The 22376-nt window shown below is 63.8% G+C and carries 20 protein-coding genes; 14 read left to right on the top strand and 6 right to left on the bottom strand.

Going from position 1 to position 22376, the window contains the following annotated elements; genetic code table 11:
* Positions 1 to 67: 67 nt before the first annotated feature.
* Positions 68 to 382, bottom strand: a complete 315-nt coding sequence (locus tag AC07U4_RS20455) for a hypothetical protein (protein ID WP_495196821.1) — start codon at positions 380 to 382, stop codon at positions 68 to 70.
* Between the two features lie 341 nt (positions 383 to 723).
* On the opposite strand from AC07U4_RS20455, the gene AC07U4_RS20450 reads away from it, so the two are divergent.
* Genes AC07U4_RS20450 through AC07U4_RS20440 form a run of 3 tightly spaced genes read left to right on the top strand, consistent with a single transcriptional unit; the run spans position 724 to position 4473 of the window.
* On the top strand, positions 724 to 1725 hold the full coding sequence (locus tag AC07U4_RS20450; RefSeq protein WP_495196820.1) for an SDR family oxidoreductase: 1002 nt from the start codon (positions 724 to 726) through the stop codon (positions 1723 to 1725).
* Positions 1726 to 1730: 5 nt separating this feature from the next.
* Entirely contained in the window at positions 1731 to 3551 is a 1821-nt protein-coding gene (locus AC07U4_RS20445) for a glycoside hydrolase family 15 protein (RefSeq protein WP_495196819.1), read from the top strand.
* A 28-nt stretch (positions 3552 to 3579) separates the two neighbouring features.
* Entirely contained in the window at positions 3580 to 4473 is an 894-nt protein-coding gene (locus AC07U4_RS20440; RefSeq protein WP_495196818.1) for an SDR family oxidoreductase, read from the top strand.
* A 93-nt stretch (positions 4474 to 4566) separates the two neighbouring features.
* Here the strand turns inward: AC07U4_RS20440 and AC07U4_RS20435 are convergent, their stop codons facing one another.
* Positions 4567 to 5670 carry an NAD(P)-dependent alcohol dehydrogenase gene (locus AC07U4_RS20435; protein ID WP_495196817.1) on the bottom strand — a complete coding sequence of 368 codons (1104 nt, stop codon included), beginning with the start codon at positions 5668 to 5670 and terminating at the stop codon, positions 4567 to 4569.
* A 207-nt stretch (positions 5671 to 5877) separates the two neighbouring features.
* Here AC07U4_RS20435 and AC07U4_RS20430 point away from each other — a divergent pair, with 207 nt between their 5' ends.
* From AC07U4_RS20430 to AC07U4_RS20420, 3 genes are all read left to right on the top strand, one after another.
* Entirely contained in the window at positions 5878 to 6084 is a 207-nt protein-coding gene (locus tag AC07U4_RS20430; RefSeq protein ID WP_495196816.1) for a TOBE domain-containing protein, read from the top strand.
* Position 6085: 1 nt separating this feature from the next.
* Positions 6086 to 6457 carry a winged helix-turn-helix domain-containing protein gene (locus AC07U4_RS20425; RefSeq protein ID WP_495196815.1) on the top strand — a complete coding sequence of 124 codons (372 nt, stop codon included), beginning with the start codon at positions 6086 to 6088 and terminating at the stop codon, positions 6455 to 6457.
* 100 nt (positions 6458 to 6557) lie between these two features.
* Positions 6558 to 8978 carry a TonB-dependent receptor gene (locus tag AC07U4_RS20420; protein ID WP_495196814.1) on the top strand — a complete coding sequence of 807 codons (2421 nt, stop codon included), beginning with the start codon at positions 6558 to 6560 and terminating at the stop codon, positions 8976 to 8978.
* A gap of 27 nt (positions 8979 to 9005) precedes the next feature.
* Here the strand turns inward: AC07U4_RS20420 and AC07U4_RS20415 are convergent, their stop codons facing one another.
* Positions 9006 to 9938 carry a cytochrome-c peroxidase gene (locus tag AC07U4_RS20415; protein WP_495196813.1) on the bottom strand — a complete coding sequence of 311 codons (933 nt, stop codon included), beginning with the start codon at positions 9936 to 9938 and terminating at the stop codon, positions 9006 to 9008.
* Positions 9939 to 9964: 26 nt separating this feature from the next.
* On the bottom strand, positions 9965 to 10459 hold the full coding sequence (locus AC07U4_RS20410; RefSeq protein WP_495196812.1) for a homogentisate 1,2-dioxygenase: 495 nt from the start codon (positions 10457 to 10459) through the stop codon (positions 9965 to 9967).
* Between the two features lie 93 nt (positions 10460 to 10552).
* Between AC07U4_RS20410 and AC07U4_RS20405 the strand changes: the two genes are divergently transcribed.
* From AC07U4_RS20405 to AC07U4_RS20395, 3 genes are all read left to right on the top strand, one after another.
* Positions 10553 to 12631, top strand: a complete 2079-nt coding sequence (locus AC07U4_RS20405; RefSeq protein ID WP_495196811.1) for a TonB-dependent receptor plug domain-containing protein — start codon at positions 10553 to 10555, stop codon at positions 12629 to 12631.
* A 440-nt stretch (positions 12632 to 13071) separates the two neighbouring features.
* A complete protein-coding gene (locus tag AC07U4_RS20400) occupies positions 13072 to 13317 on the top strand; it encodes an AbrB/MazE/SpoVT family DNA-binding domain-containing protein (protein ID WP_495196810.1) in 246 nt (81 codons plus the stop codon).
* Positions 13314 to 13700 carry a type II toxin-antitoxin system VapC family toxin gene (locus tag AC07U4_RS20395; protein ID WP_495196809.1) on the top strand — a complete coding sequence of 129 codons (387 nt, stop codon included), beginning with the start codon at positions 13314 to 13316 and terminating at the stop codon, positions 13698 to 13700. Before AC07U4_RS20400 ends, AC07U4_RS20395 begins: the two co-directional genes overlap by 4 nt.
* Before the next feature lie 513 nt (positions 13701 to 14213).
* Here the strand turns inward: AC07U4_RS20395 and istB are convergent.
* Together istB and istA are read right to left on the bottom strand one after the other, a co-directional pair.
* On the bottom strand, positions 14214 to 14942 hold the full coding sequence (istB, locus tag AC07U4_RS20390; protein WP_495196808.1) for an IS21-like element helper ATPase IstB: 729 nt from the start codon (positions 14940 to 14942) through the stop codon (positions 14214 to 14216).
* The gene (gene istA, locus AC07U4_RS20385; protein WP_495196807.1) at positions 14929 to 16440 is read right to left on the bottom strand and encodes an IS21 family transposase; all 1512 of its coding nucleotides are present in this window, start codon (positions 16438 to 16440) and stop codon (positions 14929 to 14931) included. Before istA ends, istB begins: the two co-directional genes overlap by 14 nt.
* 232 nt (positions 16441 to 16672) lie before the next feature.
* On the opposite strand from istA, the gene paoA reads away from it, so the two are divergent.
* The 5 genes from paoA to AC07U4_RS20360 all read left to right on the top strand — a co-directional run bounded on the left by paoA (position 16673) and on the right by AC07U4_RS20360 (position 22376).
* Positions 16673 to 17314: an aldehyde dehydrogenase iron-sulfur subunit PaoA gene (gene paoA, locus AC07U4_RS20380; protein ID WP_495196806.1), complete on the top strand. Its 642-nt coding sequence runs from the start codon at positions 16673 to 16675 to the stop codon at positions 17312 to 17314.
* A complete protein-coding gene (locus AC07U4_RS20375; RefSeq protein ID WP_495196805.1) occupies positions 17311 to 18264 on the top strand; it encodes an FAD binding domain-containing protein in 954 nt (317 codons plus the stop codon). Before paoA ends, AC07U4_RS20375 begins: the two co-directional genes overlap by 4 nt.
* A complete protein-coding gene (gene paoC / locus AC07U4_RS20370; protein ID WP_495196804.1) occupies positions 18261 to 20471 on the top strand; it encodes an aldehyde oxidoreductase molybdenum-binding subunit PaoC in 2211 nt (736 codons plus the stop codon). Before AC07U4_RS20375 ends, paoC begins: the two co-directional genes overlap by 4 nt.
* Positions 20472 to 20577: 106 nt before the next feature.
* Positions 20578 to 21672 carry an aldo/keto reductase gene (locus AC07U4_RS20365; protein WP_495196803.1) on the top strand — a complete coding sequence of 365 codons (1095 nt, stop codon included), beginning with the start codon at positions 20578 to 20580 and terminating at the stop codon, positions 21670 to 21672.
* A 44-nt stretch (positions 21673 to 21716) separates the two neighbouring features.
* On the top strand, positions 21717 to 22376 hold the full coding sequence (locus AC07U4_RS20360; protein WP_495196802.1) for an isochorismatase family protein: 660 nt from the start codon (positions 21717 to 21719) through the stop codon (positions 22374 to 22376).

The raw sequence follows: 22376 nt of genomic DNA, 5'->3' as shown, positions 1-22376 counted from the left end.
AAGCAATCCATTCCCCAATCGCTGTGAGGCGATGCGCTGCACAGCCCTCGTCGCCCCCCGAACTTTCTCAAGCTTCACAGAACCAACTGTAGATCCAAGCATTATATATGGCCGTATATAACAATGCGCGGGGTGTCAGGTGCCGAGGAAGTTGCGGATCGACATGGAAGGGCGGCGGTATGGCCGGCTTGTCGGCGTTGCCTATTCTCACACCTCGCCAGGCGGCCGCGCCCACTGGCATTTCCATTGCGACTGTGGTGGCACGGTTGTCGCGGATGGCTGCAACGTTCGCGCCGGTAATACCTCGAGCTGTGGCTGCCTTCATCGCGAAATCTGTACTGAACGCCTGACCGTCCACGGTCATCGCGCTGGCAAAAACCACGGCCCCACCTATCGAAGCTGGCAACTGCTCAATGACGGTGCCCGCAACCCCGCATCGCCAGCTTGGGCTATGATGGGGGCATTGGGTCTCACGCCGTGTCCCGCATGGTCGGCATCCTTCGAGCACTTCTTGAACGACATGGGTGAGCGACCCGTCGGCACCGGTCTAATTCGTATCGATCACACGCGAGGCTTCGAGCCGGGAAACTGCCGCTGGTCACCAATCGACGATCGCAGTGTCCGAGCATCCAAGGGATGGGCGAAACGTAAAGCCGCGACCAGTTCGCTACTCGGGCGTTTAGCGACCGGGCAAACCTCTCATTCGGAAACGAGACCAATCTTATGAAGAGTGTCGTAGTAACGGGCGCGAGCGCCGGTATCGGCCTCGCGACTGCGGATCGCTTCGCGCGTAGCGGATGGCAGGTTGCGATCATCGCGAGGGATCCGGCACGCCTCGATGAAGCCAAAACGATGCTTGAGCAGCATGGCGGTAAAGTGCTGGCGATCTCAGTCGACGTTGCCGATGCGAAAGCCGTCGACGAGGCCGCCGATAAGGTCGCCACCGAATTTGGCGCGATCGACGCCTGGGTCAACAACGCCATGTCGACGGTAGTTGCTCGCGCGCACGACATCACGCCGGAAGAATATGCCCGCGTCACCGGCACAACGTACCTGTCGCAGGTCTACGGAACGCTCGCAGCGCTGCGTCACATGCGTACGCGGGATAAGGGTGCGATCATTCAGGTGTCGTCCGGGCTAGCGATCCGGGCCGCCCCCTTACAGGCCGCGTATTGTGGCGCGAAGGCTGCGGTGGGCGGGTTTACGGATTCGCTGCGCTCGGAGCTGATCTCGGACAAATCAAAGGTTACGCTCAGCGTTGTGTATCTGCCCGGTGTTAATACGCCGCAGACGAGCTGGGCACGCACTCACACTGGTCGTGAGCAAATCATTCCCGATCCACTCTTCGACCCGCGCCTTTGCGCCGAAGCGATTTGGACCGCAGCGCACGATCCTCAACGTGAGTTCTGGGTTGGGCGTTCGACACTGATGATGGCGCTCGGGCAGTCTGTCGCACCAGGCTTCTCCGATCGTGAGGCAGCCGGAATGCTCGATAAGCAGCAGGGCAATCCGATGCCCGATCGCGCTGGCAATCTTGACGAGGCGGTTCCGGGACCGGCGCAGATCGACGGAAATAGTACCGATCGGGTGAAGGGCAGCCGCCGCGAGTTCTTCACGAGCCGTCAGCGCGATATGCTGAAGGTAGGCGTAGTGGGTGGTCTGCTGGGTGCGGGTGCTTTGATGGGCGTTGGTGCGTCACGCGCGCTGCCGCGTCTTCTTCGTTGACTGGGGTGCTGGCGCGGCTGCTGCCGCAGCATCATAAGCGTATCGAACTCGGCGTTCGCAAGGACGGCTATCTGCCGCTTGAGCAATATGGCGCGCTTGGGGATGGCCGATCCGTCGCACTGTCCGGTGCCGATGGATCGATCGACTGGTGGTGCGTGCCGAACATGGACTCGCCTCCACTGTTCGACCGATTACTCGATGGTGAGAATGGCGGATGCTTCACGCTCCAGCCTGATCGGCCGTTCACGGTCGAGCGCCGTTATCGCCCTGCCAGCAACGTACTCGAGACGATCTTCACGACGCCAAGCGGGCGAGCCAAACTAACGGAATCTCTTAATAGCGGCACGGCTGGGCGTTTGCCTTGGGCCGAGTTGGCGCGGCGGATCGATGGGTTGGATGGCACCGTTCGCTTCAACCTGACGATGAAGCCCGGTCGACGGGGCGATACGGTCAATCCATACCACTCGAAGATCGGCGACCACACAGTCTTCCATGTTGAGCGCGTTCTTGGTCTCTTTGTCTGCAGCGACACAGTACATTGTGACTGGGCCGACGAAGGCATCACCGGGGAAGTGACGGTGGCTGCTGGCGAGCGTCAGACTGTTGCGGTCGTGGCTGGTCGCGATGAACCTCTCGTGGCGCCAACAATTGAGCAGATCGACGCACGGATCGACATCTCAGACCACGAATGGCGGGATTGGAGCGAGCACGTCGCCTACACGGGCGAGGACCGCGACGCGTTCCTGCGCAGTGCGCTGGCGCTGAAGCTCCTGCTCTATTCACCATCTGGCGCCATCGCAGCTGCGGCAACGACATCCATCCCGGAAGGCATCGGCGGAGCCAAGAATTACGACTATCGGTACGCCTGGATCAGGGATGCCGGCTACACGATCAAGGCGTTTTTAACGGCAGGTCTTGAAGCCGAAGCGAAGGCTGCGTTCAGTTGGCTGCTCGATCAGCTGCGCAGCGTCGGCACCCGCGTGGTTTACACACTCGACGGCAAGGTCGTGCCTGGCGTGTCCGAATGGGCCATGCCAGGGTATCGGGGATCGACCCCGGTCCGCACTGGTAATCAGGCAACTGACCAGCGCCAACACGGCGTTTACGGGGACATTTTCGAGACGGCCGCCTGCTTCGTGGGGTGTGGCAATATCCTCGACTCCGCGAGCGCGGAGCTGCTCTCGCACCTTGCCGATGAATGCGCCGACAGCTGGCGCTTGCCTGATGCTGGTATGTGGGAACTCGAAGAGCCACAGCATTATACTATGTCCAAGGTGAGCTGCTGGCAGGCTCTGGCCCGCGCCGTGGAACTGGCGGACCAAGGTCAGCTGCCGACCACGTGCCGGGAACGCTGGTCGCGTGAACGTGACCGCATCAAGGACTGGATCGAAGGCGAATGCTGGTCGGAGAAGAAGCAGGCCTTCGTCATGTACCCGGGTACCGACAAGCTCGATGCCTCGTTGGCGCTTGCTGTCCGCTTCGGCTTTGATGGTCATGATCGCCTACTGGCCACGATGGATGCGATTGATCGTGAGCTCGGCAGCGGTCCTTTTCACTACCGTTATACCGGCATGGCCAAGGAAGAAGGGTGTTTCCTCGCCTGTTCCTTCTGGATGGTGGAGGCCCGGGCGGAACTTGGTCAACGGCCTGAAGCGCGTCAGCGGTTCGATAGGTTGAACGAAGTATTGTCTCACGGACACGGCATCCTTTCCGAGATGATCGATCCGGCGAGTGGCGCGTTTCTCGGCAACCTTCCTCAAGGTCTCAGCCATCTGGCGCACATCATGGCGCTGTCCGTTCTCGACGAGGCAGCGGCCTGCAACTGACTCTGATCCTATCGCAATGGAGATAAGCATGACCGACCGTCTGACTATGCAGGATCCTCGCTCGCAGTATCCGCAGCCACCTTTCCCGCGACAGCCGCAGCCTGTCCCAGGCGAAGCGTCAAAGATGGATCCTGTGCCTGACCATGGCGAAACGAGCTACAAGGGCTCAGGCAAGCTTGCCGGGCGCAAGGCGCTTATCACAGGCGCCGACAGCGGCATCGGTCGCGCGGCTGCTATCGCGTTCGCACGTGAGGGAGCCGACGTTGCCCTGTCATATCTCGAGTCCGAGAAGAACGATGCAGCCGAGGTCATGCAGCTGATCGAGGCGGAGGGGCGCACCGCCGTCGACCTGCCCGGTGACATCACCGACGAAGAGTGGTGCAAGACACTCGTCGCGCAGGCTGTCGAAAAGCTTGGCGGGCTCGACATCCTCGTCATCAACGCCGGACGGCAGCAGAACCGTGAGGACATCTCGAAGGTCACGTCGGAGGATTTCGACAAGACCATGAAGACCAATCTCTACGCCATGCACTGGATCGCGCAGGCGGCCGTACCGCATCTCCCGGCAGGCGGCTCGGTCATCACCACCGCTTCGGTGCAGGCCTATGAGCCGTCCGCGATCTTGCTCGACTACGCCACGACCAAGGCTGGGATTGTGGCCTACACTAAGGCGCTCGCCAAGCAGCTGCTGGAGAAGGGCATTCGCGCCAATGTCGTGGCTCCTGGACCGTTCTGGACGCCACTCCAGACATCCGGTGGTCAGCCGCCTGAGGCGGTGATGAAGTTCGGTTCGGAAAGCCAGTATGGCCGCCCGGGTCAGCCTGTCGAAATCGCCCCTGTCTATGTGCTGCTGGCGAGCCAGGAAGGCAGCTATATCAGCGGCGAGGTCTACGGCGTTACCGGTGGTGCCGGGGTCGCCTGACATATAAGAAAACCCTCGATCGGTTCATCCCGATCGAGGGTCTTCAACACGGCATGGCATCGTTCGAAACGATGATGCCATGCCGCTTTTATATCAGGCGGCTTCTGCCTTTTCTTGTGCGAGGCTAGCGCTGTCGATGACGTAGCGGAAGCGGACGTCACCCGACTTTACCTTCTTGTACGCCTCGTTGATCTCCTGGATCGGGATCACCTGCACGTCAGGCGCGATGCCATGCTCGGCGCAGAAATCGAGCACCTCCTGCGTCTCCGCGATTGACCCGATCAGCGAGCCCGCGATCGTCTTGCGGCCCATGATCATGTTCATGTGGTTCCAGCCCGGCATAGGGGCGAGAGCACCCACCGAGACATACGCCGCGTCATGCTTGAGCAGCGGAATGAACGGGTCGACCTTGTGCTTTTCCGGGATGGTCGAGAGGATGAAGTCGAACTGACCCTCGAGCGCTTCTGAGGCTTCCTTGTCGCCTTCGACGACGCCCTTGGCGCCGAGCTTCTCCGCCTCGGCGACCTTATCCTTGGTGGTGGTGAAGACCGTCACATCGGCGCCCATCGCAACCGCGATCTTGACCGCCATGTCGCCCAGACCGCCAAAGCCGACGACGCCGACCTTGTCGCCTGCTTTTACGCCCCAATGCTTCATCGGCGAATAGGTGGTGACGCCGGCGCACAGGATCGGGGCGGCCGCTTCGACCGGGATCGACGCCGGGATTTTTAGCACGAAATCCTCCCGCACGACGAGGACGTCCGAGTAGCCGCCGAACGTATTATCCCGGCCGTACATGTTCGTGCCCGTTTTTGCCTGCGACGCGGGCTTCATCGGGCCGTTATAAGTTGCCAGCCAGCTGTTCGGCCCTTCGCAATATTGCTCGTCACCCGCCTTGCACGGGCCGCATTCATGGCAGCTGTCGATCATGCAGCCGACGCCGACCAGATCGCCGACCTCGTGCTTGGTGACGCTATCCCCCTTGGCCGAGACCCGGCCGACGACCTCATGGCCCGGCATGCACGGATAGACCGTGTTGCCCCAGTCATTCTCGCACTGGTGGATGTCGGAATGGCAGACGCCGCAATACAGGACGTCGATCTGTACCTCGTTAGCCTTGGGTGGATCGCGCTCGATCTCGATCGGCTTGAGACGCGAGAAACTATGCTTGGCGGCGTAACCGGTAGCGGTGACCATGATTGATGACCTTTCGCGAGGCTGGAGAGTGATCGCCCCCTAAACGTCCTGCTGGCCACGGTTATCCTAGGATAGGGCACTATATTTTCGTCGATACATTGTATCGCAAGCGCATGACGGAAGGTCGCGCAGTCGCACTTTTCCAATGGTTACGGTACACACCGGTCGGTTGCCCAGATGGGCAAACTCGAATGCAGGGAAGCTTCCATGAAGATCAGCGCGCGCAATCAGATTACCGGCACCATCGTGTCGATCACCCCCGGCGCGGTGAATGGTTCGATCAAGGTCGACATCGGTGGTGGGAACGTCGTCACTGCCAACATCACCGAAGAGGCGATCGCCGACCTTGGGCTGGCGGAAGGTGAGGCGGTCACGGTCCTCATCAAGGCCAGCGATGTGATGATCGGCAAGTAAGATGAAGGTTGGACCCCTCTGGCTGAAAATCCAGATCGCGTGCGGCGACGCACTGGCGATGGGACCGGGTAAGGCCGACCTCCTGGAGGCAATCCAGTCGGAGGGGTCGATCAGCGCGGCAGGTCGTGCGCTCGGCATGAGCTATCGCCGTGCCTGGCTGCTGGTCGATGAAATGAACCGGTGCTTCGATCCTCCACTGGTGGATACCGTCAAGGGTGGCGGGCTCGACCGCGGATCAAGGGTGAGCCCTACCGGGAAGGCGGTACTGGAAGCATACCGCGAAATGGAGCGGGAAGCATCCGCTGTTGCCAACCAGCCAGCTTATGCCCGTGTGCAGGGCTTTTTGCGGCCTGCGCCACTACCCACCGGCTGAGACGTACCGGCATCAAACCCGATATATACGGACGGATATCACATCGATATATGGCCGTGCATAGAACCGCGGCTGAGACCGCGAAAAGGGGTTTCCATTGATGTCGAAGCGTATTGCAGTCCTGCTGTGTGCCGTAGCCGTGCCTGCCATCTCCGCACCTGCGGTAGCTCAGACGGCCGTGCCCGCAACCGCCACGGAGCAGGAGAGAGCGCGGCCATCGGAAACCGATGAGGGTCTGCCCGACGTCATCGTCACGGCCCGTCGCCGTGCAGAAGACGCACAGCGTGTGCCTGCCGCACTGTCGGTGGTGGGAGGAGCGCTTCTCGATCAGAGCTACACGGTCAACACGCAGGGACTGACGACGCTGATCCCGACGCTGAACTACAGCTCGGCCAACCCGCGCAATACCGCCTTCACCATCCGCGGGCTTGGATCCAGCGTCGTTGCGGTCAGCCAGGCGAACGATGGCTTGGAGGGCGGCGTCGGCTTCTACGTCGACCAGGTCTACCACGCGCGCCCGGCAACGGCTGCGTTCGACTTTGCCGATATCGAGCAGGTCGAGGAGCTGCGCGGGCCGCAGGGCACGCTGTTCGGCAAAAACACGACGGCGGGCGCGCTCAACATCACCACGCGCGCGCCGACCTTCACCCATGAAGGCTTCGCCGAGCTGTCCTACGGCGACTACAACTTCGTCCAGGCCAAGGGCTGGGCATCGGGGCCGATCACGGACACGATCGCCTATCGCATTTCGGGCGTCTCGACCCGCCGCGATGGCGTGCTCGATAACGTCCGCACCGGCCAGGCGGCGAACACGCTCGGCACACAGGCGGTGCGGGGCCAGCTTCTGTTCAAGCCCGACGACACGATCCAGATGCGGGTCATCGCCGACTTTACCAATTTCCAGGCCTATTGTTGCACGCAGGTCTATGTGCGCACCGGCACGTCCTTGCGCGCCGCCAACCGCCAGTTCGGTGGACCGAATGGTCTGGCAGCGCAGTTCGGTTATACCCCGCCCAGCACCAACCCCTATGATCGCAAGGTCGATATCGATGGGCCGCTTGGCGTCGACACCAACGAGGGAGGCGTCAGCGCGATCACCGACTGGAACCTGGGGCCAGTGACCTTGACGTCGGTGACGGCATGGCGGTTCTGGAACTGGGATGCGGAGAACGACCGCGACTACACCGGCATTCCGGTCCAGCTGTCGCAGCACATTCCGTCCCGGCAGGATCAGTACAGCCAGGAGCTTCGTCTCGCCTCGAATGGTACTGGGCCGCTCTCCTACGTCGTCGGCCTCTACGGCTTCCGCCAGCGCCTGACCGGGCGACCGATCAGCATCTATGGTCCTGCCGCCGCGCGCTATCTGATCGGCACCAGCGTCGTCACCGGCACCGCACCGAACCAGGTGACGACGGCGGTGCCGTCCAATCTACTCGACGGCTATGGCCAGGACGGTCGCACCGATTTCCGCAGCCTGAGTTATGCGGCCTTCGGCGAGGTCAACTACCGCTTTTTTGATCGCCTGACCGCGACTGTCGGACTGCGCTACACGCAGGAAGACAAGGACGGCTATTACAATACGACCGTCTCCGGTGGTCCGACGACGACCAGCACGGCGCTCATAAACGCACGCCTCGGCGTGCTGCGCCCACAAAGCTACGAGGCGCATGACAGCGACGGCAGCCTTACGGGACGCGGCAACCTCGCCTGGCAGGTGACTGATACGACGATGGCCTATGCGAGCTATGCGCGTGGGTTCAAGTCGGGCGGGATCAACATGTCGGGTTTGCCGCTCGACACCAATAACCGGCCGGTACTCGCGACTGCGGTGGTACGGCCCGAGCGTAATGAGACGTACGAGATCGGCATGAAGAACACGCTGTTCGACAACCGGCTGATCTTTAATATCGACGGCTTCTACACTAAGGTCCACGACTTCCAGGCGACTGTCGTCGAGAACTCGCTGACCCAGACCGTGCAGCTCCGCGGCTATCTCTCCAACATTCCGGAGGTAACGGTGAAGGGCATCGAGGCGGACGTGACCGCCCTGATCTTGCCGGGGCTGAGCGTGCGAACCAACTTCGCCTATTCGGACGGCGAATACACCAACTACCCTGCCGGACCGTGCCCGTTGGAGGTGCAGACTGCCGCCACGACGCGGTGCAGCCTGACCGGGCGGCGCCTCGCATCGCTACCGCGTTTCGCGATTACCGCCGGGCTGGATTACCAGCGGCCAGTGGGTGACGGGCAGGTGTTCGTTCACGTCGATACTGCGTCGCGCAGCGGCTTCAACGGCGACCCCAGCCTGTCGCAATTCACCTACATTCGCGGCTACAACCTGACCAACGCCAACATCGGCTATCGCTTTGCTGATGGGCTGGAGCTGATCGTCTGGGCACGCAATCTGCTCGATGCGGATTACCTTCAAAATCTGACGATTCAGGCAGGTAATTCTGGGCTTATCGTCGGCACGCCGAGCGATCCACGCACTATCGGTGGGACGATCCGCTTCCGTCTGTGATCGTTCAACGTCCCTGTGGCGGCATCGTCATTTGCCGTCACAGGGAACGTCTGGATACGCGAAGGCGGGATTTTCGATGAAGCCGCGATCCGTCAGCGCCTCCAGATAGGCAAGCAAGCGGTCCGTATCGTTAGCATCCAGCGTGACCGGGTGGCGGGCGACGGCCTCTCGGAGCGTGCGCGCGGATCCGTCGTGGAGCCAGGGACCGGTCATGGCGACGTTGCGCAACGGAGGCGTACGGAACTGGCCCTCGTCCTTCGCCTGGCCTGTTGCCTCCGCCAGACCGCGATCCGCGGCAGTGACCGGCAGGATCGTATGAAAGCGGCCATCGGTGAATTGAGGGCCGGAGTGGCAGGATGTGCAGGCACGAGCGAACACCGCTTTGCCTGACTTAGCTTCCGGTGACAGCGCGCCGCGATCGGCGGGCGTGTCGAACGCCACCATGCTACGCTCGAAGCTTGCTAGCGCCATCGCGACGCCAGTCATATCGATGCGGCCACCGCGTTCGGGAAAGGCGTCTCGGAACTGTCGGCGATAGCAGGCGTCCCGCGACAGGCGGCGGGGGATTTCCTTCTCGCTACCGTGCATTCCCATCTCGATCGGCGTGAGACCGAAGATTGGGATCACGGCCTGCGCCTCCAGTGTCGTGACGCGCGGATCGCCAGCAGTCAGGACGGGCAGCCACGCGACATTGGCAAGGCCTGGCACATTGCGGCGTCCGGCGTCCCCATGAACCCCGGGCCGGGTCGGGTTGCCGTCCGCGAAGGCGTGCTTCTGCTCATGGCAGCTCGCGCACGATATCGTGCCGTCGATCGACAAGTCCGCATCGTAGAACAGGCGGCGACCGAGAGCGACCTTGGCGGCCGACATCGGGTTGTCGGCAGGGACGATCGGCGCGGTGATCCCTTCCGGCAGCGACCAAACCCAGGGGGCGGCGATCGCTGCGGTCAGGATCAGCACCGAAAGTGCCAGCGCTGCCCGTCCAATCACGCCGGCAGCTTTGTCACCATCAGCGGCAGAGTGGCGGCGCCATTACCCGCGACCTGAAGCACATAGCGCCCGGCCGCCAGGTCGAAGTCCACCATTTTGCGGATGCCGGTGCAGGCAGGTCCATGACCGTGCGCGACGGACGTCGCAGGCTTGCCGTTCGCCAGCACATCAATCCATGCGCCCGAGCCCAGCGCAATCCGATAGCGGCCCGGTGTCGCGAGGGTGAATGCGAACACGCCGCCATAGCTCACTGACCCGCCAGGCTTTTCCGGTCGCACGGCGTACTTCACGTCCCGTGTGGACGGGAGGCGTGCCGTGACCGCTACGCCCGGTGTCAGCATTGCTGCCTGCGCGACTGTGCGACCGGCACCAAGCGGACGCGGCGAGGCCCAGCCCGATAATTCCGCAGGCGGCGCGGTGACCGCGGGACACGCATCAAGGGTGGGAGCGGACGCCTGCAACAGCAGGGCGGCGAGCAAGGCATTGAACATCGGCGGCAACTCCTCCAACAGGGTATATATCTCGTCGTATATAGATGATCGATGCCTCGAAACAGTCGGCTCGATCGCAAAGGGGGACCATCGATGCGTCATACGCTGACCGCAGCCATGTTGCTTGCTTCATCCACCATGCCGGCGTTCGCGCAGGATGCGTCCCCGGCACCGCGTGACGATCAGGACAACAGCTTCCGGCTCGGCGAGATCATCGTCACCGGCGCGCGCCCGCAGGGCGTCGAGATCGGAAGCGAGTCAGTCGGCCAAGAGGCGATCTACAAGTTCGATCGCCAGTCGCTTGACGAGGCGGCGAGCCTGATTCCTGGCGTCACCGCCGGCAACAGTGGCGGGTCGCGTAATGAGCGGCTGCTGTTCGTGCGCGGCTTTGACCGATTCCAGGTGCCGGTGTCGATCGACGGCATCCGCGTCTATCTGCCCGCCGACAACCGGCTCGACTACGGCCGCTTTCTGACGCCTGACGTGGCGCAGCTTCAGGTTGCCAAGGGCTATGCGTCGGTGCTGGACGGTCCCGGCGCGATGGGCGGCGCGGTCAACCTCGTCACCCGCAAGCCAACCAAGGCGCTGGAGATCGAAGGTCGCGCCCAGCTCAATCTCGACCGCGGCGTGGATTACGCCGGCTACAATGCCTTCGGCCTGATCGGCACCCGGCAGGATCACTGGTACGCGCAGGCGAGCTACGCGATCAACGACACCGATCATTGGGATTTGCCCGGCAGCTTTACGCCGACCGCGAATGAGAACGGAGGCGCACGCGACTTTTCGGCGACGCGCGACTGGCGGGTGAACGCCAAGCTCGGCTTCACCCCGAATACGACGGACGAATATTCGCTGAGCTACACCCGGCAGGAAGGCGAGAAGAACGCGCCCCTCCACATCACCGACCCGATCGGCACCCAGCGCAACTGGACATGGCCCTCCTGGAACATCAAGAGCATCTACTTCCTCTCCACGACTGCACTGGGCGACCGTGCGACGCTGCGCACGCGCGTCTATCGCAACACCTTCGACAACCTGCTCAGCGCCTTCGACGATCGGACACAGACCACCCAGACGCGCGCCCGTGCCTTCAACAGCTATTACGAGGATGAATCCTGGGGCGGATCGGCCGAACTGGCGCTTCGTCCGACCGACGCGGACCGCCTGTCCCTCGCAGTCCATTATCGGCGCGATCGGCACGACGAGTTTCAGCAGAGCTTCCCGAGCGGCTTCACCGAACCCCGCCAGCGCAGCGTCGAGGACACCTATAGCATCGCCGGCGAATATGCCCGCGACCTGACCCCGACCGTGGCCCTGACGCTGGGCGCGAGCTATGACTGGCGTGACCTGTCGCGCGCCGAGGAATACGGCACCCCGCCCACGGGCGGCGCGGTACGCATCTTCAGCTATCCGCTGCGCAACGCCGACGCCTGGAACGCGCAAGGACGCGTCGAGTGGAAGCCGGTCGAGAATAGCCGGCTCTACGCCAGCGTCTCGTCGCGCGCCCGCTTCCCGACCCTGTTCGAGCGTTTCTCGACGCAGTTCGGAACCGCCGCATCTAACCCCGGCCTCAATGCCGAGCGCGCGACCAATTATGAGTTGGGCGGCAGTCATGCGATCGGCGCGCTGACCGTTACCGCGGCGCTGTTCTATAGTGACATCAACAATGCGATCGTGGCGGTGCGTCCGGCAGGCTTCCCGGCTAACACGTCCCAGCGCCGCAATCTCGGCTCAGCGGACTATTATGGCGGCGAGATCGGGATCGTCGCGCGGATCGCACCGACGCTCGACGTGGGTGCGAACTACACGCACATTGAGCGCGACTTCGCGATCAGTCCCGAGTCCGGCGTCGTTATCCCTGCGTTCGAGCTGACCGACGTGCCGTCCGACAAGGGCTTCGTCTATGCGAGCTGGCGTCCACTCATGCGACTGGAGCTAACCCCCAGCGTTGAGTTCGCATCCAACCGCACCACAGTCACCACGGCATCGCCCCCGGTCTATTATCGAACCGGCAGCTATGTTCGTGCCGACGTCCGGGCGGACTTCGCGCTCACGGAGCAGCTGTCGATCGGCGTCGGCGCGCGTAACCTGTTCGACGAATATTACACACTGGCGGATGACTTCCCGGAGGCGGGGCGCAGCTCTTTTGCAGTCATCCGGGCGCGGTATTGATCGGAGCTTGGGTCTAATATTTCTCAAACATTGGTCTGCAAATGGGTTTTGTGATGTGAGCCAAGTTCCGTAACAGTCGATTTGGCTTCCTCCTTAGATCTCGATTTAGCCTATGGTGATCGTTTGCTAGAGGCGGTCTTTGTAGGGTAGGTGCTAGATGGTCCGCTATACCTTTAGAACCTAAAAGGAATTAGCATAAAAATCCTGGCTGTTTTTTGAAGTTACGTTCGCACGGAAAAGAGACCGACGCTTTGTGCTTCCCTGAGGGCATACCCAAAGCGCACCTGCTAAATATGTTATCTGGCAGAGTTGTGGCTGCGCACCACATGGCACCGTCAGAGGCATGGGAATAAGATTGTGGCACAAAGTGAGCTTGTTGCCGTAGGGGAGCGCCTAAGCTATGTAATGCTGGCGTAATCCACAGAGGCAGATGTGCCAATATGACCTTGCAAATTAACATCACACCTAACGGGCGCATGAGTCTGCCGTCTGACGTTCGGAAGCGTCTTGGTCTGAGTGGCGGTGGTGCGGTCTACCTAGATGAAACTGAGGATGGCGTGGTGTTGCGGACGGCAAGCCAAGCGGTGGCACGCGCCCAGGCTCTGGCCAAGCAGTACACCGGCGGTAACCCCGACGCATCCGTCGACGCTTTTCTTGCTCGACGTAGGGAGGAGAGCGGCGAATGAGCGTGGTGCTGGATGCGTCTGCGATCATCGCCATGCTCAAGGGCGAACGCGGAGCGGCAAAGGTCGCGGCCGAGGTCGGTGGGGCGCGGGTGAGCAGCGTCAACTATGCCGAGGTCGTCAGTCACTTCGTCCATGCTGGGATGCCCGAGCGCGAAGTCGATGCCATGCTTGATCCACTGCCACTGACGGTTGTGCCGGCTGACAAGGCGCTTGCGCAGATCGCTGGACGGCTGCGTGTGGCAACCGCCGAGGCGGGGCTTAGCCTTGGTGACCGCTTCTGCCTGGCACTTGCCCAGCGTGACGGTTTGCCCGCGTGGACCAGCGACCAGAACTGGAAGAAGATCGCTGATGCCGTTGAGGTCAAGGTTGTCGCGATCCGCTAACCTGGCACGGTTACGGGGTAGGGGAGGGGGCAAGACGTCCTGCTAGACAGCCATGGTGGTTAGCGGCCTGTCAGGTTTTAAGTCGTCGATCGCGACAAAGCAGACGTCCGTTCACACGGTAGCGGAGGGGGCCGGGCGCCCGCCGGTGGTAGAAAGCCGCCTTTCAGCTTTTGCATGGCGAGTACGAGCAGCAGACGATCGTTCAGGCGGCGGGCGCGACACTGCTAAATGTGAGGGATAGGGCTCTGCATTCCGCGACGCGGTGGGATGAATTGGCAGGACATGTCAAACGCGGTCGTGCCGGCATTGCGGAGCGTGCCGCTAATTCCTCCTCGAAAATGTCAATCGGCGTCCAAAAAGGACCCCCTATCGGCGTGCAAAAGGGACCCCCTTCGTCGAGCAGCGTGACGGGTATGACGGGCGCACCGTTCGCGCTGGTTGCGGCGTAGGGCGGGCGTAGCCCGACCGGAGGCGCAACCAGCGCGAAGCGTTCTCTGCCGGTGGCCCCGGGCGTCAGCTGCGGTGCTTGAAGCGCCAGCTGTCGTTGCCGGTCTCGACGATGTCGCAGTGGTGGGTAATGCGGTCGAGCAGCGCGGTGGTCATCTTGGGGTCGCCAAATACGGTCGGCCACTCGCCAAAGGCCAGGTTCGTGGTGACGATGACCGAGGTCTGCTCGTAGAGCTTGCTGACGAGGTGGAAGAGCAGTTGACCGCCCGAGCGGGCGAACGGCAGGTAGCCAAGCTCGTCGAGCACCACCAGGTCGAGCCGGGAGAGCTGGGCTGCCAGCGTGCCGGCCTTGCCAAAGCGCGTTTCCTCCTCAAGCCGGTTCACCAGATCAACCGTGTTGAAGTAGCGCCCCCGGGCGCCGGCCCGTACCACATTGGCGGTGATGGCGGTGGCGAGGTGCGTCTTGCCGGTGCCCGTCCCACCGACCAGCACGACGTTGCGCCGGCCCGGAAGAAACGAGCCGCTGTATAGCGAGCGCACCAGTCCCTCGTTGATGGGGGTGTCGTCGAAGACGAAGGCGTCGAGGTCCTTCACCGCGGGCAACCTGGCGGCCGACATCCGGTAACGGACCGACGCTGCATGGCGGTGCGTCGCCTCGGCACGCAGCAGGTCCGTCAGGACCTCCATGGTCGTGCGCTTGCGCTGGAGACCGGTGGTGACCGCCTCGTCGAAGGCGCCAGCCATGCCCTTCAGCCCCAACTCGGTCATGGCCGTCATCATCTCATGCCGCTGCATGGAGGCCTCGCAGGCTGTCATAGCGGTTGCAGTCGGCGCGGGGCGGATGGCGCAGCGTCAGGTCCTCGGGTGTGACAATGGTCAGCGGTCGTGGCGGTTCTCGCCTGCGGGCCAGGATGTTGACGATGACGTCGTCGCTGGCGGTGCCGGCCAGCAGCGCCTCGCGCACGGTCGCTTCCACAGCCTCCAGCCCGTCATCGAGCACGGCTGCCAGCACCCGCACGAACCGCCGGTCGGCATCGTCGCCGGTGCCGAGCTTGCGCCGCAGTCGTGCCAGCGCAGGCGGCAGCTCCCAGCCTTGGAACGGTGCGCCGTTGCGCAGGGCACCCGGCTTGGTCGCCAACACCGGTAGATAATGCCACGGGTCGTAGATGGTCCGGTCGCGGCCGAAGAACCGGGGATGGTCGGCGACGACTTCACCGTCGCAGCGCACGACGATGCGGTCGGCATAGGCGCGAACCTGCACAGCGCGTCGCACCACCCTGGCAGAAACGGAGTAGCGGTTGCGGTCGAAGCTGATGAGGCATGTGCCGCTTACCGCATGCTCGCTCTCGTGGAAGCCGTCGAAGGGCGCGACAACAGGCTGGAGCACAGCCTGTTCGGCTGCCCATGCCTGGGCGACCGTCAGTTCCTTCTGCTCGGGATGCTGGTGCAACTCGGCCCAGCGCCGACACTCAGCTTCCAGCCAACCGTTCAGCTCCTCGAGACCGGTAAAGCGCAGGCGTGGCTGGAAGAAGCGGCCGCGCGCGGTCTGCACCTGGTTCTCGACCTGACCTTTCTCCCAGCCCGACGCGGGCGAGCAGGCGGTCGGCTCGACCATGTAGTGGTTGGCCATGACCAGGAAGCGCCGGTTGAAGACCCGCTCCTTGCCGGTGAACACGCTCGTCACCGCCGTCTTCATGTTGTCGTAGATGCCGCGCGTCGGCACGCCTCCGAAGAAGGCAAACGCCCGCGCATGCGCGTCGAACAGCATCTCCTGTGTTTCGCGGGGATAGGCTCGCACATACATGGCCCGCGACGCGCACAGCCGCACATGCGCGACCTTCACGCGCATCGGCTTGCCCGAGATCTCCACGTCCTCGTGGCTCCAGTCGAACTGATACGCCTCGCCCGGTCGGAACAGCAGCGGGATGAACGCCGGCGCATTCATCACGTCGCGACGCCGCGCTTGCCGCCAGCGGGCGGCATAGCGGCGCACCGCATCGTAAGACCCGTCGAACCCCTCGCGCAGCAGCAGGTCATGGATACGCGTGAGCCGCAGCTTCTCCCGCCGGGGCTGTGCCTCATCCTCCTCCAGCAATGCGTCCAGTCGCGCCTGAAACGGTCCCAGCTTCGGCAGCGGCTGCACCTCCCGCCGGTAACCCATGTCCGCCTCCGGCGCCCGGATCGCCTTGCGCACCACCTTGCGCGACAGGTGCAAGTCCCGCGCTATCGCCTTGATGGCCTTCCCCGACGCGTGCTCACGCCGGATCCTCAACACCGTCTCCAATACCAGCATCCCGATCTCGCCGCCTGACACACCGCCAAGCGAACAGCCTAGACCACCGGGATGAGGGGTCCTTTTTCGACGCCGATCACCCCGCTACCGGGGTCCCTTTTCCACGCCGATCCACAGCACAGCATCGTGTTGAGCTAATGATGTATCTATTTCGGCCTGCCCGCGCACTACCTGACCGGAGGCGATCCTGCGGGCGCTGCGACAATAGCTGTAATCAGGAGGGCTTGTCCCAATGCCCTATGGGCCGAGCGTATCTAGGCGTGGCGTTCTGGTGAGTGGTGCCGCATCGGCTGCGGTCGTTGCGACTGCTGTCGGTGCCGAAATCGCCGTCTCACCTCGGGCGAGCGCGGCTCCCATGCCTGTCACATTCGAGGTGAACGGCAAGAGCCGGCATCTCGACCTGGACCCAAGGACGACTCTGCTCGACGCGCTGCGCGAGCATCTGCAGCTCACCGGCACCAAGAAGGGCTGCGACCATGGGCAGTGCGGCGCCTGCACGGTGATCGTAAATGGGCAGCGGATCAACTCCTGCCTCAGTCTCGCGCTCCAACACAGCGGCGACGAGATCGTCACGATCGAAGGGTTGGGCACGCCGGAGAAACTGCATCCGATGCAGGCCGCGTTCGTGAAGCATGACGGATATCAGTGTGGCTACTGCACACCCGGCCAGATCTGCTCGGCCGTGTCGGTGCTGAAGGAGATCGAGGCCGGCGTCCCCAGCCACGTTCAGGCCGACATCGTCGGCAAGGCACAACCGACCAACACCGAGATGCGGGAGCGGATGAGCGGCAACATCTGCCGTTGCGGCGCCTACTCGAACATTGCGGAAGCGATGGCTGAAGTCGCGGGAAGCTCGAAGGGAGTGGGGGCATGAAGAGCTTCACCTATGCACGGGCGAAGAACCCGGCCGAAGCTGCGGCCGAGGTTGCGCACACGCCCGGTGCCAAGTTCCTGGCCGGGGGGACCAATCTGCTCGACCTCATGAAGCTTGAGATCGAGGCGCCGACACATCTCGTGGACCTCCAGGACCTCAAGCTTGACCGGATCGAGAATACCGACGACGGCGGCCTGCGCATCGGCGCGTTTGTCAGCAACACCGCGCTGTCGGCCGACGAGCGAGTGCGGCGCGACTACGGCGTGCTGACGCGTGCGATCCAGGCGGGCGCGAGCGGCCAGCTCCGCAACAAGGCGACGACGGCGGGCAACCTGCTGCAGCGCACGCGATGTCCGTATTTCTACGACACCAACCAGCCCTGCAACAAGCGCAAGCCGGGCTCGGGCTGTGCCGCGATCGGCGGCTACAGCCGCCAGCTCGCGGTGATCGGATCGAGCGAGGCGTGCATCGCGACCTACCCCGGCGACATGGCGGTCGCGATGCGGGTGCTCGACGCGACCGTGGAGACGGTCGACCCGTCTGGACGCACCCGCGCCGTCCCAATCTCCGAGTTCCACCGACTTCCAGGCGACACGCCGCACATTGAGAACGTGCTTGCCCGCGGCGAGCTCATCACCGCGGTGACACTGCCGCCACCGCTCGGCGGTCGCCATATCTATCGCAAGGTGCGGGATCGCGCCTCCTACGCATTCGCGCTCGTTTCCGTCGCGGCGGTTATCCAGAGGAACGGCACGGGGCGCGTGGCGTTCGGCGGCGTCGCCCACAAGCCGTGGAGGGTCGAGGCAGCGGAGGCAGCGATGCCGCAGGGTGCAAAAGCAGTGGCGGCGCAGGTTTTCGCAGACGCGAAGCCCACCCAAGACAGCGCCTTCAAGGTGCCGCTGGCGATGCGGACACTCGCATCGGTGATGTCGGAGGCGAAAGCGGCATGAAGTTCGACACGCCTTCGGGCAGCAATCCGACCGACCGCCAGCACGTGCTTGGCAAGGCAACCGACCGCATCGACGGTCCCCTCAAGACGACGGGCACCGCGACCTACTCCTACGAGCATCGGGACGTCGGTGGAAAGCCGGCCTACGGCTACGTGGTCGGGGCGGGCATCGCGAAAGGCAGCATCCGGTCGATCGACACGAGTGCGGCGCGGGCCGCGCCGGGCGTGCTGGCGATCGTCACGCACGAGAATGCCGGGCCGCTCGGCGTCGGCGACTTCTACATCGACAAGCCGCTCGCCGGCCCGCGCGTCGACCACTACCACCAGACGATCGCGGTCGTCGTCGCCGAGACGTTCGAGCAGGCGCGCGCCGCGGCCGGCCTGCTGGTCGTCGACTATGCCCGCGAGCAGGGCAGCTACGATCTGAAGGCGATCAAGCCGACCGCGGTCGTCGCGGAGAAGAGCGAGTACGGCAAGGTGCCGTCCGAGGACATCGGCGACTTCGCCGGCGCGTTCGCCGCGGCGCCGGTCAAGCTCGACGAGACCTACACCACCCCCGACCAGACCCATGCCATGATGGAGCCGCACGCCACCATCGCCTTCTGGAACGGCGACAGGCTGACATGCTGGTGCCCGATCCAGCAGCTCAACTGGGGTCGCCGGGATCTCGGCAAGATCCTCGGCATCCCCCAGGAGAATATCCGCCTCGTCACGCCGTTCATCGGCGGTAGCTTCGGTGGCAAGGGGACCGTGCTGGCTGATACGGTCGCGGCGGTACTCGGCGCGCGCGCGGCGGGTCGACCGGTCAAGGTGGCGCTGACGCGACCGCTGATGACGAACAACACCACGCACCGCGCCGCGACTATTCAGCGCGTACGCCTGGGCGCCAAGCGCGACGGCACGCTCACCGCAATCGGGCACGAATGTTGGAACGGCAATCTGCCCGGAGGCCGGACGGAAAACGCCACCACATCGACCCGGTCGCTCTATGCCGGCGCCAACCGCATGATCCGTCAGCGTCTCGGCGTGCTTGATCTGGCAGAGGGCAACTCAATGCGTGCACCGGGCGAGGCGCCGGGCATGATGGTGCTCGAGATCGCGATGGATGAGCTGGCAGAGAAGCTCGACATGGACCCGGTTGAGCTGCGCATTCGCAACGATACGCGGGTTGATCCGAGCGACCCCAAGCGGCCATTCTCGACACGCAAGCTGGTCGAGTGCCTGCGCACCGGTGCCGATCGGTTCGGGTGGGACAAGCGGGTAGCGAAGCCCGCCTCGGTGCGCGACGGTGACTGGCTGGTCGGTCTCGGTATGGCGTCCGCCATCCGTGGCGCGCCGATCACCAAGTCAGCCGCCCGGGTGCGCCTGGATGGCAAGGGAGTTGTTACTGTTGAAACCGACATGACCGATGTCGGCACCGGCAGCTACACGATCATCGGACAGACCGCGGCCGAGATGATGGGCGTTGAGCTCGATCGCGTTGTCGTGCGCCTCGGTGACTCGACCTTCCCGGAGTCGCCGGGGTCGGGTGGCCAATGGGGCGCGGCTTCGGCCACGTCGGGCGTCTATGCCGCGTGCGTGAAGCTGCGCGAGGCGGTGGCGCAGGCGCTCGGGTTTAACTCGGCCAATGTCTCCTTCGCCGAAGGCTATGTAACCTCGGGCAATCGACGGGTGAAGCTGGGCGACGCGGTGAAGGCGGGGGAACTCGTCGGCGAGGACGAGATGACCTATGGCGACCTGTCGAAACAGTATGCCCAGCAGACATTCGGGGCGCACTTCGTGGAGGTCGGCGTTCATGCCGACACCGGCGAGATCAGGCTGCGGCGGATGCTTGCGGTCTGCCACGCCGGTCGCATTCTCAATCCGAAGTCGGCGCGCAGTCAGGTGATCGGCGCGATGACGATGGGAGCGGGCGCGGCACTGATGGAGGAGATGGCGGTCGACAAACGGTTCGGCTTCTTCGTGAACCACGACCTCGCCAGCTACGAAGTGCCGGTCCACGCCGACATCCCGCACCAGGAGGTGATCTTCCTCGCCGACAGCGATCCCACCATGTCGCCGATGAAGGCGAAGGGCGTCGGCGAACTCGGACTGTGCGGCGTTGCCGCGGCGATCGCCAACGCGGTCTACAACGCGACCGGTGCGCGGGTGCGGGATTACCCGATCACGCTGGACAAGATCATGGACCGGCTCCCTGCGATCGCGTGACCGTGGGGAGGTCTCTGCATTGTGGTGATGACCTCACCTCAACAATCTGTCTGGCGCGCCTGCGCGTTGTAGCGGCAGCCAGTCACCCCGAAAGAGTGCTCTTCCTATGATATACGGCAAACTCGGCCACTCGGGCCTCGCAGTCTCCCGCTTCATCCTCGGCACGATGTATTTCGGGTCGGAAACGTCGGAAGAGGACGCATTCGCGATCATCGACCGCTACGTCGAGGCGGGCGGCAACCAGCTCGATACCGCGGACGTGTACGTCGGTGGAAAGGCCGAGCATATCGTGGGGCGGTGGTTCGCCTCGCGTCCGGCCGACGTCACCGATCATGTCATCCTGGCCAGCAAGGGACGGGCGACCGCGGAGGCCGCGCCCGGTCCGAACGATCAGGGCCTGTCACGCCGATATCTCTCCCGCAAGCTCGACGCGTCGCTCAAGAACCTCGGCCGTGACACGATCGACCTCTACCAGCTCCACGCCTCCGACATGCACACGCCCGTCGAGGAGACGATCGCGTTCCTCGCCGACGCGCGCGCCGCGGGCAAAATCAACTATGTCGGCCTGTCCAACTTCACCGGCTGGCAGCTCCAGCTCTTCGTCTCCACCGCCAAGGCGATGGGCGCCCCGGTGCCGGTCAGCTTCCAGATTCAGTACAGCCTGATGTCGCGGGAGAGCGAATATGAGCTGGTTCCCGCCGCCATCCACAACGAGCTCGGGATCCTGCCCTGGTCGCCGCTCGCCGGCGGGTTCCTTTCCGGCAAATATCAGCGCGGCGGCACCCCCGACGCCGGCACGCGCGCGGGTTCGGACAAGGATCTCTACCAGTGGACGTCGGCCGAATATGCGGAGTCCGACCAGAACTGGGCGACGATCGACACCGTCGTCGACGTGGCGCGGCAGCTCGGCGTCACGCCCGCCCAAGTTGCGCTGAGCTGGATCGCCGATCGGCCGGGCGTAGCGGCGCCCGTGTTTGGCGCGCGCACCGTAGAGCAGCTCGAGGAGAATCTGGGCGCCGTCGATCTGGTGCTCGACGAGGCGACGACGGCACGGCTGGAAGAGGTAAGCCGGCCAAAGCCGGGCGGTTATCCCTACGGTGCGTTCGGTCGGGGGCAGCGCAACCGCGACATCGGTGACGGCGTGCCGGCGCCGGCGATCCCGGTGAAGGGCGGTTCCGACCACCCGCTTGGCCGGGCATGACGAGCGGTGCGCCCGGAACTGCTTCAGTCAGTCGGCGTGGGCTGATGGCGATCGGTGCCACGACCGGCATGGCGGCGGCGATACCGGTCCAGGCGGCGAGCGAGACGGCGACGGGCGCCCGCCGGAACACTTATGGTTCGCTGATCGAACCCGGCTCCGTCCAGCTCCTCTTCGCGGACCTCCAGTCTCCGCTCGTCGCCGGCTCCAGGACACAGCCGCCCGATCGCATAGAGCGAGCGGCGGCCGTGCTGGCGGAGGTGGGCACAATCCTGTCGCTGCCGATGCTGTTCAGCGTGGTCATGGAAGGATCGTCGCCCCCGCACCTGCTGCCGGCGCTGAAGACCTATTCGCGGAAGGAGAATACCCTGCTGCGAATACCGGTCGGGCCTTTTCACGATTTTGCGACGGTTGCGGCGCTTGCCGGTCATCGTCGGCGCATCCTGGTGATCGCCGGCTTCGCGGCCGAAGTAGTCGTCCTGCAAGCGGCGCTCGATGCCCTGGCTGCGGGCCACGAGGTCTACTTCGTCACCGATGCGATCGGCAGCCAGTCCGAGCGGACGGAGGCTGCGGCGTTCCGTGAAATGGAGTTGGCCGGCGCGAAACCTACTTCGGTGCTGAGCTTCGCGACGCGGATGGTGCCGGATTTCGTCGGCACACCGGGCAGACAGGTTTTCGCGGCATTGAAGCCCGTGCTGGGTCAATAG

This window comes from Sphingomonas sp. GW821-FHT02B09, from assembly GCF_059421875.1.
This window is presented reverse-complemented; position numbering and strand designations above follow the sequence as displayed.